This is a genomic window from Streptomyces sp. NPDC047072 (genome assembly GCF_040643855.1).
Lineage (GTDB): Bacteria > Actinomycetota > Actinomycetes > Streptomycetales > Streptomycetaceae > Streptomyces.
Window position 1 is genome coordinate 1 of sequence record NZ_JBEYVC010000105.1, and the last position, 12429, is coordinate 12429.

The window sequence follows — 12429 nt, forward strand, 5'->3', positions numbered from 1 at the left end:
ATCCCAACCGCTGCACGGCCCGCAGCCGCCACAAGGCCCGCCGGATGCGGTGTCCCGGGATGTCGCGCCAGATCGAGTAGCCGACGATCGTCACGGCGGATCTTCTGCAGCGGAGGCGCCGATCCCTCTGCTGGAGCCGCGTGACGGCATTCCGCCCGTGATCGCCGACGAGGACGCCCTCGCCGAGGTGATCGCCGCGTTCGCCGCGGGCTCCGGCCCCGTCGCCGTCGACGCCGAGCGGGCGTCCGGCTACCGCTACGGACAGCGCGCGTATCTGGTGCAGCTGCGCCGCGAGGGCGCGGGCACCGCACTGATCGACCCCGTCGCCTGTCCTGATCTGTCCGGTCTCGGCGAAGCGCTCTCCGGAGTGGAGTGGGTGCTGCACGCCGCGACGCAGGATCTTCCCTGTCTGCGCGAGATAGGTCTGGTGCCCTCGCGGCTCTTCGACACCGAGCTGGCCGGACGGCTCGCCGGGTTCCCCCGGGTCGGGCTCGGCGCGATGGTCGAGGGCGTCCTGGGCTTCGTACTCGAAAAGGGCCACTCCGCCGTCGACTGGTCGACCCGGCCGCTGCCCGAGCCGTGGCTGCGCTACGCCGCGCTGGACGTGGAACTCCTCGTCGACCTGCGGGACGCGCTGGAGAAGGAGCTGGACCGGCAGGGGAAACTGGAGTGGGCGCTCCAGGAGTTCGACGCGATCGCGACCGCGCCGCCCGCCGAGCCGCGCAAGGATCCCTGGCGGCGTACGTCCGGGATGCACAAGGTGCGCAGGCGGCGGCAGCTGGCCGTCGTACGGGAGCTGTGGCAGGCGCGGGACCGGATCGCGCAGCGGCGGGACGTGTCGCCGGGGAAGGTGCTGTCGGACGCGGCGATCGTGGAGGCGGCGCTGGCCCTTCCGGTGAACGTGCACGCGCTGGCCGCGTTGAACGGGTTCGGGCATCGGACGGGGCGGCGGCAGCTGGAGCAGTGGCAGGCGGCGGTGGAGCGGGCGAAGGCGCTGTCCGACGCGCAGTTGCCGCAGCCGGGGCAGCCGGTGACCGGGCCTCCGCCGCCGCGGGCCTGGGCCGACAAGGACCCCGCGGCCGCGGCCCGGTTGTCGGCGGCGCGGGCCGCGGTCTCCGCGCTGGCGGAGCAGCTGAACATGCCTCAGGAGAACCTGATCACGCCGGACACGGTACGACGGGTCTGCTGGGAGCCGCCGGGCGTTGTGGACGCCGGGTCCGTGGGGGACGCGCTGGCCGGTTACGGCGCCCGGCCGTGGCAGGTGGAACAGGTGACTCCGGTCCTGGTGGCCGCGCTGTCCGCCTAGGCGCTCACCTGGTCGCTCCTCTCATGAAGCCGTTGTAGATGAACCTCTGCAGGGACAGGAAGACCACCAGGGTCGGCAGGATCACCAGGACCGCTCCCGCCGAGATGACCTCCCAGTGGGCCGCGTAGGGGCCCCGGAAGCGGAACAGCGACGTCGAGATCACGCCAAGATCTTCCGAGGGCATGTAGAGGAAGGGGATGTAGAAGTCGTTGTAGACGGTGATGCCCTTCACGATCACCACGGTCGCTATCGCCGGTTTCAGGAGCGGGAAGATGACGCGGCGGTAGATCGTGAAGGCGTTGGCGCCGTCGAGGCGGGCCGCCTCGTCCAGCGAGACCGGGATCGAGCGGACGAACTGCAGGAAGATGTAGATCGAGACGATGTCGGTGCCCATGTAGAGGGCGATCGGCGCCCACAGGGTGTCGAACATGCCGAAGCTGTTGACGATCTGGAAGGTGGCGACCTGGGTGGTGACGCCCGGGACCAGCGCGGCCAGCAGGAAGAGCGCCACCACCAGCTTCCTGAAGCGGAACGTGAAGCGGTCGATCGCGTACGCCGTCATCGAGCCGATCAGGACCGTGCCACCGATCGAGACCACCAGGATGATCGCGGTGTTGGCGAACGCGGAGAGCATCTCGCCGTCCTGGAACGCCTTCGCGTAGTTGCCGAAGTTCAGCAGGTCACCGGGGAGTTCGAGGGCCCCGCCGGCGTTCGCCATCTCCTTCTCCGACTTGAGGGAGGTCAGCAGGACGACGAGCAGCGGGAGCAGGACGACCACGCTCGCGCCGACCAGAGACACGTAGACGAGCGTGCGGGCGATCGTTCGGCGGGTCATACGAGGTCCACCTTGTCGTCGGGGACCAGGCGCCGCTGGACCCAGGTCACCAGGAGGATGATCAGGAGCAGGACGATCGCGGCGGCCGAGGCGAGGCCCGTCTTGTTGAAGCGGAAGGCCAGGTTGACCGTCTGGATCACGAAGGTCTCGGTGCCGGTCGCGCCGCCCGTCATGATGTACGGGATCTCGAAGACCGACAGCGAGCCGGAGATCGAGAGGATCACCGTCAGCGTGATGACCGGTTTGATGCCCGGCGCGATGATGTGCCGGAACTGGTGCCAGCGGTTGGCGCCGTCCAGCGCCGCCGCCTCGTACAGCTCCCCCGGGATGGACTGGATCGCCCCGAGGAAGAGGACGAAGTTCAGGCCCAGGTAGCGCCAGACCGAGACGCCCGCGAGCGCGGTGTTGGCGGAGAACGGCGTGCCGAGCCAGGCGTGTTCGGTGTGGTACCCGAAGAGGGCGAGGACCGAGTCGAGGGTGCCGCCGTCCTGGAAGAAGTAGAGGAAGACGAAGCCGATCGCCACCCCGTTGATCAGGTACGGGAAGAAGAGCACGCCCTTGAAGAAGTTCCGGAAGCGGACGTTGAAGCTCAGGATCGTCGCGAAGTAGAGGGCGGCGACGATCTGGACGACGGAGGCGACGAGGTAGTAGCCGCTGACCCAGAACACCTCGAAGAGCTCGGGGCGGGTGAAGATCTCCTCGTAGTTCTCGACACCCGTGTAGTGCAGGGTGGGGCTCACGCCGTCCCAGTCGGTGAAGCTGTACGCGATCATGTTGGCGATCGGCGCGTAGGTGAAGGTGATCAGCAGGGCCAGCGGGGCGAGCAGGAACAGCCAGGGGGTGACGCCCCGCCGGAAGCGGTTCCTGCGGGCGGCGGGGGCCGGGACGGGGGCGGCCGGGATCACCTCCGCGGCCGCCTTCGCTGTCGTGTGCGCCATCAGGACCCCAGGTTCTTCTGGGCGTCCGTCCAGCGCTTGCCGAGGTCGTCGAGGAAGTCGTCGAGGCTGCCCTTGCCGACACCGCGGGCGAGGTCGACCAGCTTCTGGCGGTACTCGGGGGCGTAGATGCCGACCTCGGACTCGTTGTCGATCTGCTTGACCCTGGCGCCCTGGGCGTCGTCCAGCTCGATGAACTTCACGCCCGCGTCCTCGTACGGCTTCAGGACGGCGGGCAGCGGGGCGTTCTTGAGCGGGGAGAGGGCGAGGTTGTCCTCGACGTAGCCGGACTTGTCGGTGAACCAGTCGATCCAGGCGCGGGCCGCCTCCTTGTACTTGGAGTGGACGTTGACGGCCTGGTTGTAGTCCGGGGCGATGGTCGCGCAGAACGTCCCGTCCGTCTGGGCCGGGAAGGGCATGAAGCCGATGTCGTCGGGGTTCACGCCGGCCTTCTTCGCGGCGTCCTGGAACTGCACGATCGCCCAGGTGCCGAGCCACTGGGTGGCGATCTCGCCCTTGGCGGTGCGGGGCTTGGACTCCTCCCAGTTGCTGGTGGTGGGGTCCTTCTCGATCAGCCCGTCGTGGACGATGTCGTAGAGGAGCTGGTCGCCGACGCGCAGGTCGGCGCCCTTCGCCCAGGGGTCGCCCTCGGCGAGCTTGTCGGTGGCCTTCGGGTCACAGGTGACCGCGCCGTCGACGGACGTCCACGAGGACAGCGGCCAGCCCGCCGAGAAGTTGGTGTAGTACGGGATCGCGTCGGTCTTCGCCTTGATCGCCTTGAGGTCGGCGACGAACTCGGCCGGGGTGGTGGGCCATTGGGTGACCCCGGCCTCCTTCCAGATCCGCTTGTTGTAGACGAAGCCGGGGCTCACCGCGACCGGGCTCTGGCCGTAGACCTTGCCGTCGACGGTGGTGAAGTCGGTGAAGCGGTACTTCACGGAGCGCTCCGCCTGCGTGCCGAGCGAGGCGAAGAACTTCGGGTAGTCGCTCTTCTTGATGACGGCCGGGATCAGCAGCACATCGCCGTAGTTCTCGGTGTTCATCCGGATCTTGACCTCGGCCTCGTAGTCCGTGATGCCCTCGAACTCGACCTTGACCTTCGGATACGTCCTGTTGAACGCGGCGGCGTACTTCTTCAGCGTGCCGTCCTGCACGAGGTCGGTGCGGACGGTGAGGACCTTGATGGTGCCGGTGACCTTCGACGGGTCGTCGGGCGCCTTCGCGTCGGCGCCCTCCGAGGACCCTCCGGTGCCCGTGCACCCCGGCACCAGCAGGGCGGCTCCCACGACGACGGCCAGGACTGTACGGCGGTTCATGTGCATCAGCTCCGTTCTCGGGACGGACGAGCACGTGCGGGTTGGCTGGTTCCGAACTCTGACAACGTTTTCTTAACCGGTAAAGTCCCTATCCCGCCAAGGATGCCGAAATGTTTTTCCGACCCTGGACTCGATCGGTTTAGGAGTGCGCATGCTTCAGGCCACACCGCTCACCGACAGCTGGATCCTGCGGCACGAGGGGGGTGAACTCCCGGCGGTGGTACCGGGATGCGTGCACACCGACCTGCTGGCGGCGGGGGTGATCCCGGACCCCTTTCTCGGCCGGAACGAGACCGAGGTGGCGTGGGTGGGGCGGCGGGACTGGACGTACGAGAGGGAGCTGCCGCCCGGCGACGGGCACTTCGGGGACGAGCAGACCGACCTCGTCTTCGACGGCCTGGACACGGTGGCCGAGATCCTGCTGGACGGCCAACTCCTGGGCCGGACACGGAACATGCACCGCTCGTACCGCTTCGACGTGACCGGCCTCTCCGGACGGCTGGCGGTGCGGTTCCTGTCGGCGTACGCGGAGGCGGAGGCCGTGCGCGGGACGCTGGGCGAGCGGCCGGCGGCCTACGCCGAGCCCTACCAGTACGTCCGCAAGATGGCCTGCTCGTTCGGCTGGGACTGGGGGCCGACGCTGGTGACGGCCGGGATCTGGCGGCCGGTGCGCCTGGAGCGGTGGTCGACGGCGCGGCTCGCCCGGGTGCGGCCGCTCGTCACCGTCGAAGAGGGCGTGGGGCGCGTGGAGTTGGCCGTCGAGGTCGAACGGGCCCGGGTCGAGGCGCCGTTGACGCTGGAGGCCACGGTGGACGGGCAGCGGGTGCGCGCCTCGGTGGACGGCTCGGAGGGGATCGTACGGCTGGAGGTGCCTTCCCCACGCCTGTGGTGGCCGCGCGGCTACGGCGAACAACCGCTGTACGAAGTCGAGTTGACGCTGCTGCACGAGGACCGGCCGCTGGACGTGTGGCGGCGCCGGGTCGGCTTCCGGACCGTCGAGCTGGACCGGTCGGCCGACGAGCACGGCACGGGGTTCACGCTCGTCCTGAACGGGGAGCGGCTCTTCGCGCGCGGCGTGAACTGGATCCCGGACGACGTCTTCCCGTCCCGGGTCACCCGCGAGCGGTACCGGCAACGGCTGGGGCAGGCCGCCGGGGCCGGGGTGGACCTGGTGCGGGTCTGGGGTGGCGGGATCTACGAGAGCGAGGACTTCTACGACGCCTGCGACGAGTTGGGGCTGCTGGTCTGGCAGGACTTCCCCTTCGCGTGCGCGGCCTACCCCGAGGAGCAGCCGTTGCGGGGCGAGGTGGAGGCGGAGGCCCGGGAGAACGTCGTACGGCTGATGCCGCATCCCTCGCTGGTGCTGTGGAACGGCAACAACGAGAACCTGTGGGGGTTCCGGGACTGGGGCTGGGAGGCGCGGCTCGCCGGGGACTCCTGGGGCGAGGGGTACTACCTGGGCGTACTGCCGCGTGTGGTGGCCGAGTTGGATCCGACGCGGCCGTACACGGCGGGCAGTCCCTGGTCCGGGTCGTGGGAGCGGCATCCGAACGATCCGGCGCACGGGACGCACCACTCGTGGGAGGTGTGGAACCGGCTCGACTACGCCGAGTACCGGGCCGAAGTCCCGCGTTTCGTCGCCGAGTTCGGGTGGCAGGCACCGCCCGCGTACGCCACGCTGGCGCGGGCGCTGGCCGGGGAGGAGCTTGCCGCCGACTCCCCCGGGATGCTGCACCACCAGAAGGCGGACGACGGCAACGGGAAGCTGGAGCGGGGGCTGGCGCGGCATTTCCGGGTGCCCGAAGGGGACTTCGACCGGTGGCACTACCTCACCCAGGTCAACCAGGCGCGGGCGGTGGCGGCCGGGATCGAGCACTGGCGGTCGCACTGGCCGGTGTGCGCGGGGACGGTCCTCTGGCAGCTCAACGACTGCTGGCCGGTGACGAGTTGGGCGGCGGTGGACGGGGACGGGCGGGAGAAGCCGCTGTACCACGAGCTGCGGCGCGTGTACGCGGACCGGTTGTTGACGGTGCGGGAGCGGGCGGTCGCCGTGGTCAACCAGGCGGGCGAAGTGTGGTCGGGGGCGGTGCGGTTGCGGCGGATGTCGGTGGAGGGGGTGGTAATCGCCGAGACGGAGGTGGAGTTCGCCACCGGTAGGCGTGCGGTCACCCGCATCGACGTACCCAAGGAGCTGGAGCCGGTCGGCCCCAAAGAGTTCCTCGTCGTGGACTCCGACGGGCTGCGGGCCCTCTACTTCCCCTCCCCCGACCGTGAAATCCCGTACCCCCGGCCCGAGTTCGACGTCTCCGTCGCGCCGGGGTCGGTCACCGTGACGGCTCGTACCCTCGTACGGGATCTGCTGCTCCAGGCGGACCGGTTGCAGCCGGAGGCACGGGCCGACCGGGGGCTCGTCACGCTGTTGCCCGGGGAACGGGTGACCATCGGGGTCAGCGGCTGGGAGACTCCTGACGCGGATGCCGCCCGGTCCGCCCTGCACTGCATGGAGACCGCTTCATGACGACCTCCCGCGTCACCATCAAGGACGTCGCCGCGCGCGCCGGAGTGTCCAAGGGGGCGGTGTCGCTCGCCTTCAACCACAAGCCGGGGCTCTCGGAGACGACCCGGGACCGGATCTTCGAGGCGGCCCGGGAACTCGGCTGGGCGCCGAACCTCACCGCGCGGACGCTGGCGGGGTCGCGGGTGGACGTCGTAGGACTCGCGATCTGCCGGCCGGCCCGGCTACTGGGTCTCGAACCCTTCTACATGGAGTTCGTGTCGGGCGTGGAGAGCGTGCTGATCGAGCGGAACTGCTCGCTGCTGCTGCGGCTCGTGCGGAACGTCGAGGAGGAGGTCGGGCTCCAGGAGGCCTGGTGGCGGGGGCGGCAGATCGGCGGCTCGATCCTGGTCGACTTCCGGGCGGACGATCCGCGGGTGGCGGCCACCGAGCGGCTGGGGATGCCGGTGGTCGCCGTAGGACATCCGTCGTTCACCGGTGCGCTGACCTCCGTGTGGACCGACGACGCGACCGCCGTGACGGAGGCGGTGCGGTATCTCGCGGCGCTCGGGCACCGCAGGATCGCCCGGGTCGGCGGAGCGGCGGCGCTCGGGCACACGACCACGCGGACGGCCGCCTTCGACGAGGCGGCCCGGGCGCTGGAACTCGCCGGGGCCTGGCAGGTCACCACCGACTACTCGGGGGAGGCCGGGGCCCGCGCCACCCGCTCACTGCTGGCCGCCGCGCCCCGCGACCGGCCGACGGCGATCGTGTACGACAACGACATCATGGCGGTGGCCGGGCTGTCGGTCGCGGCCGAGATGGGGCTGCACGTTCCGCGGGACGTCTCGCTGCTCGCCTGGGACGACTCCCAGCTGTGCCGGCTCACGCATCCGACGCTCTCCGCGATGAGTCATGACGTGCACGGATTCGGCGCGGAGGCGGCCCGTACGCTGTTCGGGGTGATCACCGGGGAGGGGCCGGGCTCCCATCCCGTGCCCACTCCGGTACTGACACCGAGGGGCTCCACGGCGCCTCCGGCGGTGTGACCTTCGCCGCTCCCGCCTCCAGGGGTGTGCAGTCACGTTACTGATAAGTAGCATGGGCCTGAGCGCGCGCTCAGCGCGGCCGCAGCAGTGCAGATCCCGCATCTGGAGGAGAGCCATCGTGCCTCGTACCGTCAGGGACGTCGTCTTCGTCGACGGCGTCCGTACCCCGTTCGGCAAGGCGGGCCCGAAGGGCATCTACCACGAGACCCGTGCCGACGACCTCGTCGTGAAGGCGATCCGGGAGCTGCTGCGCCGCAACCCGGCTCTGGAGCCCGCGAAGATCGACGAGGTCGCCATCGCCGCGACCACGCAGATCGGCGACCAGGGTCTGACCATCGGCCGCACGGCCGGGATCCTGGCCGGTCTCCCCCAGTCGGTTCCCGGCTACTCCATCGACCGCATGTGTGCCGGCGCGCTGACCGCCGTCACCACGGTCGCCGGTTCGGTGGCCTTCGGTGCCTACGACGTCGCCATCGCCGGTGGTGTCGAGCACATGGGCCGCCACCCCATGGGCGAGGGCGTGGACCCGAACCCGCGGTTCGTGAGCGAGAAGCTGGTCGACGAGTCCGCCCTGTTCATGGGCATGACCGCGGAGAACCTGCACGACCGCTACCCGACGATCACCAAGCAGCGCGCCGACGAGTACGCCGTGCGCTCGCAGGAGAAGGCCGCCAAGGCGTACGCCAACGGCAAGATCCAGGCCGACCTGGTGCCGATCTCGGTCCGTCGCACCAACCCGGAGGCCGGTGAGACGGGCTGGGGCCTGGTCACCGCCGACGAGCCGATGCGCCCGGGTACGACGATCGAGAACCTCGCCGGTCTCAAGACGCCGTTCCGCGTCCACGGCCGGGTCACCGCCGGTAACGCGGCCGGTCTGAACGACGGCGCCACCGCGTCGATCATCGCGAGCGAGGACTTCGCCCGCGAGAACAACCTGCCGGTGAAGATGCGTCTCGTGGCGTACTCCTTCGCGGGTGTCGAGCCGGAGGTCATGGGCTACGGCCCGATCCCGGCCACCGAGAAGGCGCTCGCGCAGGCGGGCCTGTCCATCGACGACATCGGTCTCTTCGAGATCAACGAGGCCTTCGCCGTCCAGGTGCTGGCCTTCCTGGAGCACTACGGCATCGCCGACGACGACGCGCGCGTCAACCAGTACGGCGGCGCCATCGCCTTCGGTCACCCGCTCGCCTCCTCCGGCGTGCGTCTGATGACCCAGCTCGCTCGCCAGTTCGAGGAGCAGCCTCAGGTCCGCTACGGCCTGACCACCATGTGCGTCGGCTTCGGCATGGGCGCGACGGTCATCTGGGAGAACCCGCACTTCGAGGGGGACAAGTGAGCACCACCACCGAGCTTCTGAAGCAGGCCTCGGAGCTGTTCCCGGACGAGGTCGTGACGAGCGCGCACGTACGTCACCTGGACCTGCCGTTCGGCGCCGGGCGCTTCGCGCTGATCACGCTGGACAACGGCTTCGACCACACCAAGCCGACCACCTTCGGTCCGGCCTCACTGGCCAACCTCGACGTGGCGATCGACCAGGTCGAGAAGGAGGCGGCGGCCGGCGAGATCGTCGGTGTCGGCATCACCGGCAAGCCGTTCATCTTCGCGGTCGGCGCCGACCTCAAGGGCGTGGAGATCCTCAAGGAGCACGACCACGCGCTGGCCATCGGCAAGGGCGGCCACGAGGTCTTCAAGCGCCTCGCCGGTATCGCGGTGCCGACCTTCGCGTACTACAACGGCGCGGCGATGGGCGGTGGCGTCGAGGTCGGTCTGCACTGCCAGTACCGCACGGTCTCCGCGGCCCTGCCCGCCTTCTCGCTCCCCGAGGTCTTCCTCGGTCTGGTCCCCGGCTGGGGCGGCTGCACGCTGCTGCCGAACCTGATCGGCGCCGAGAAGGCCGTCTCGGTCATCATCGAGAACAGCCTCAACCAGAACAAGCAGCTCAAGGGCGCGCAGGTCTACGAACTGGGCATCGCCGACGCCCTGTTCGAGGGCGCGGACTTCCTGGAGCAGTCCCTGCTGTGGACGGCGTCCGTCCTCAAGGGCGAGATCGTCGTCGAGCGCCCGGTCATCGACCGCGGTGAGGCCTGGGACCAGGCCGTCGCGCGCGGCCGGTTCATCGCGGACTCCAAGGTGCACGGCGCCGCTCCGGCCGCCTACCGCGCCCTGGACATCATCGAGGCCGCCAAGAACGGCGACCTCCAGCAGGGCTACGACGCCGAGGACGTCGCGCTCGCCGACCTGATCATGGGTGGCGAACTGCGCGCCGGCATCTACGCGTTCAACCTGGTGCAGAAGCGCGGCAAGCGTCCTGCGGGCGCCCCGGACAAGTCGCTCGCGCGTCCCGTCACCAAGGTGGGCGTCGTGGGCGCGGGCCTCATGGCCTCCCAGCTCGCGCTGCTCTTCCTGCGCCGCCTGGAGGTGCCGGTAGTGCTGACCGACATCGACCAGGAGCGCGTCGACAAGGGTGTGGGCTACGTCCACGCCGAGATCGAGAAGCTGCTCGGCAAGGGCCGTATCAACCAGGACAAGGCGAACCGCCTGAAGGCCCTGGTCACCGGTGTGCTGGACAAGGCCGAGGGCTTCTCCGACGCGGACTTCATCATCGAGGCCGTGTTCGAGGAGATCGGCGTCAAGCAGCAGGTGTTCGCCGAGGTCGAGGCGGTCGCCCCGGCGCACGCGATCCTCGCCACCAACACCTCTTCCCTCTCCGTCTCGGAGATGGCGTCGAAGCTGAAGAACCCCGAGCGGGTCGTGGGCTTCCACTTCTTCAACCCGGTCGCGATCCTGCCGCTCCTGGAGATCGTCCGCGGTGAGCAGACCGACGACGCCTCCCTGGCGACCGCCTTCGCGGTGGCCAAGAAGCTGAAGAAGACCGCGGTGCTGGTCAAGGACGCCCCGGCGTTCGTCGTGAACCGGATCCTGACCCGCTTCATGGGCGAGATCCAGAACGTCATCGACGAGGGCACGCCGGTCGCGGTCGCGGAGAAGGCGGTGGAGCCGCTCGGCCTGCCGATGTCCCCGCTGGTCCTCCTGGAGCTGGTCGGTCCCGCGATCGGTCTGCACGTCTCGGAGACCCTCAACCGGGCCTTCCCGGACCGCTTCACGGTCTCCCCGAACCTCGCGGCCGTCGTCAAGGCGGGCAAGCGCGGCTTCTACGTCTACGACTCCGGCAAGCCGGAGCTGGACCCCGAGGTCGCCGCGCTCCTCAAGCAGGGCGATGTCGTCCTGTCCGAGGAGCAGGTCCGCGACCGCGTCCTCGACGCCGTCGCACAGGAGATCGGGCTCATGCTCGACGAGGGTGTCGTCGCCGAGGCCCAGGACATCGACCTCTGCCTGATCACGGGCGCCGGCTGGCCCTTCCACCTGGGCGGCATCACGCCGTACCTGGACCGCGAGGGCGTCTCCGAGCGCGTGAACGGCAAGAAGTTCCTGGAGCCGGGCGTGGCTTCGGTTCCGGCGTAGCTTCTGGTACGACCGTGAAGAGGGCCTCCGCCTGACCGGCGGAGGCCCTTTCTCATTCGGTCTCGGCCAGCTCGGCCCTCAACCGGGCGTTCTCCAGCTCCAGGGCGACGATCCGCTTGCGCGCGAAGTACAGCTCCATCACCGCGTCCTGGAACTCGGCGACGAGTTGTTCGGGGGTCAGTTCCATCGTCGTGCCGTCCTACGCCGAGGCGATCTGGGTGACCGTGCCGCTGCCGCCCTTCCAGTACAGGGCGCCGTTCTGGGCGTAGAGGGAACCCCCGCCCAGCGCGGCGGGCGCGTTGCTCGGGGCGGCGGTGACGTCGGCGAGCCGTACGGCGCCCTCGGCGAGGATGGCGGACGCCGCGCCCTGCGCCACCTGGGCGACGTGGAGCTGCGACTGGGGGGTGGCGCCGCGGGCGATGCCTATGCCGACCCGGCCGCTGCCCTTGACGACGAGGTCCTCCAGGCCGGTGTTGTTCCGCAGCGCGATCAGGCTGCCCTTGGTCGCCCCGTTCGTGGCGGTGACGTAGATGCCCTGGGCCGCGGTCCCGGACGTCTGGAGGTCGATCGACAGAGCGGAGGCGCTGGCGTCCGAGCCGTCGGCGTAGCCGACGTGGGCGATCTTCAGCGTGCCCCGGCCGGTCTCGACGCCGGTCAGGTACATGGCCGAGGTGTCGGGGTTGTCCGAGGTGACGTTCAGGGCGACCGAATCCCCGGACGTGGCCTTGTGGTTGACGGTGACCGTGTGCGCGGTCGTGGAGGTGCCGTAGAACTGGGCGGGTGCGGTGTACGAGGTGTACTCACCGTCGGCGGCCGCCTCCGTGCCGGTCGCGACGGTGACCGCGCCCGCGGTGAAGGCGCCGAGGAAGACTCTTCGTCCGACTGTCATGGGGTGGGGAACCTCTCTGTAGATGTTCTTGTCGTCCGGATGCACGGGATCATCCCTCACTGGAATGTTCACATCAGGTACGCGACCTTTACACTCTGCCGGTCCGCACTGGTGTGCCCGTGCCCGGGCGCGAGGAAGACAAG

At 69.6% G+C, this 12429-nt stretch carries 10 protein-coding genes; 5 read left to right on the forward strand and 5 right to left on the reverse strand.

Annotated features, from left to right (window positions below):
- The first annotated feature begins 121 nt into the window (after window positions 1–121).
- A complete protein-coding gene (locus tag ABZ896_RS33775; RefSeq protein ID WP_360937416.1) occupies window positions 122–1306 on the forward strand; it encodes a ribonuclease D in 1185 nt (394 codons plus the stop codon).
- A gap of 4 nt (window positions 1307–1310) precedes the next feature.
- On the opposite strand, the gene ABZ896_RS33780 is transcribed toward ABZ896_RS33775, so the two are convergent.
- Genes ABZ896_RS33780 through ABZ896_RS33790 form a run of 3 tightly spaced genes read right to left on the reverse strand, consistent with a single transcriptional unit; the run spans window position 1311 to window position 4392 of the window.
- Window positions 1311–2141 carry a carbohydrate ABC transporter permease gene (locus tag ABZ896_RS33780; RefSeq protein WP_360937376.1) on the reverse strand — a complete coding sequence of 277 codons (831 nt, stop codon included), beginning with the start codon at window positions 2139–2141 and terminating at the stop codon, window positions 1311–1313.
- A complete protein-coding gene (locus ABZ896_RS33785; protein WP_360937378.1) occupies window positions 2138–3079 on the reverse strand; it encodes a sugar ABC transporter permease in 942 nt (313 codons plus the stop codon). Before ABZ896_RS33785 ends, ABZ896_RS33780 begins: the two co-directional genes overlap by 4 nt.
- Window positions 3079–4392, reverse strand: a complete 1314-nt coding sequence (locus ABZ896_RS33790; protein ID WP_360937380.1) for an ABC transporter substrate-binding protein — start codon at window positions 4390–4392, stop codon at window positions 3079–3081. The genes ABZ896_RS33785 and ABZ896_RS33790 overlap by 1 nt, the downstream gene beginning before the upstream one ends.
- Before the next feature lie 151 nt (window positions 4393–4543).
- Here ABZ896_RS33790 and ABZ896_RS33795 point away from each other — a divergent pair, with 151 nt between their 5' ends.
- The 4 genes from ABZ896_RS33795 (at window position 4544) to ABZ896_RS33810 (ending at window position 11397) form a co-directional block, all read left to right on the forward strand.
- Window positions 4544–6910 carry a glycoside hydrolase family 2 protein gene (locus tag ABZ896_RS33795; protein ID WP_360937382.1) on the forward strand — a complete coding sequence of 789 codons (2367 nt, stop codon included), beginning with the start codon at window positions 4544–4546 and terminating at the stop codon, window positions 6908–6910.
- A complete protein-coding gene (locus tag ABZ896_RS33800) occupies window positions 6907–7935 on the forward strand; it encodes a LacI family DNA-binding transcriptional regulator (protein WP_360937384.1) in 1029 nt (342 codons plus the stop codon). The genes ABZ896_RS33795 and ABZ896_RS33800 overlap by 4 nt, the downstream gene beginning before the upstream one ends.
- Before the next feature lie 118 nt (window positions 7936–8053).
- Window positions 8054–9271 carry an acetyl-CoA C-acyltransferase gene (locus ABZ896_RS33805; protein WP_360937386.1) on the forward strand — a complete coding sequence of 406 codons (1218 nt, stop codon included), beginning with the start codon at window positions 8054–8056 and terminating at the stop codon, window positions 9269–9271.
- Complete coding sequence (locus ABZ896_RS33810) at window positions 9268–11397, forward strand: 3-hydroxyacyl-CoA dehydrogenase NAD-binding domain-containing protein (RefSeq protein ID WP_360937388.1); 2130 nt, start codon at window positions 9268–9270, stop codon at window positions 11395–11397. The genes ABZ896_RS33805 and ABZ896_RS33810 overlap by 4 nt, the downstream gene beginning before the upstream one ends.
- Before the next feature lie 52 nt (window positions 11398–11449).
- On the opposite strand, the gene ABZ896_RS33815 is transcribed toward ABZ896_RS33810, so the two are convergent.
- Together ABZ896_RS33815 and ABZ896_RS33820 are read right to left on the reverse strand one after the other, a co-directional pair.
- Window positions 11450–11584, reverse strand: coding sequence for a hypothetical protein (locus ABZ896_RS33815; RefSeq protein WP_360937390.1), 135 nt, complete (start codon window positions 11582–11584; stop codon window positions 11450–11452).
- Window positions 11585–11596: 12 nt separating this feature from the next.
- On the reverse strand, window positions 11597–12286 hold the full coding sequence (locus ABZ896_RS33820) for a hyaluronoglucosaminidase (RefSeq protein ID WP_360937392.1): 690 nt from the start codon (window positions 12284–12286) through the stop codon (window positions 11597–11599).
- Window positions 12287–12429 lie beyond the last annotated feature (143 nt).

What these genes read in the sequence shown, in the direction of transcription:
- ABZ896_RS33780 (WP_360937376.1), bottom strand. Translation starts at nt 2,141, where the DNA reads ATGACCCGCCGAACGATCGCCCGCACGCTCGTCTACGTGTCTCTGGTC.
- ABZ896_RS33785 (WP_360937378.1), bottom strand. Translation starts at nt 3,079, where the DNA reads ATGGCGCACACGACAGCGAAGGCGGCCGCGGAGGTGATCCCGGCCGCC.
- ABZ896_RS33790 (WP_360937380.1), bottom strand. Translation starts at nt 4,392, where the DNA reads ATGAACCGCCGTACAGTCCTGGCCGTCGTCGTGGGAGCCGCCCTGCTG.
- ABZ896_RS33795 (WP_360937382.1), top strand. Translation starts at nt 4,544, where the DNA reads ATGCTTCAGGCCACACCGCTCACCGACAGCTGGATCCTGCGGCACGAG.
- ABZ896_RS33800 (WP_360937384.1), top strand. Translation starts at nt 6,907, where the DNA reads ATGACGACCTCCCGCGTCACCATCAAGGACGTCGCCGCGCGCGCCGGA.
- ABZ896_RS33815 (WP_360937390.1), bottom strand. Translation starts at nt 11,584, where the DNA reads ATGGAACTGACCCCCGAACAACTCGTCGCCGAGTTCCAGGACGCGGTG.
- ABZ896_RS33820 (WP_360937392.1), bottom strand. Translation starts at nt 12,286, where the DNA reads ATGACAGTCGGACGAAGAGTCTTCCTCGGCGCCTTCACCGCGGGCGCG.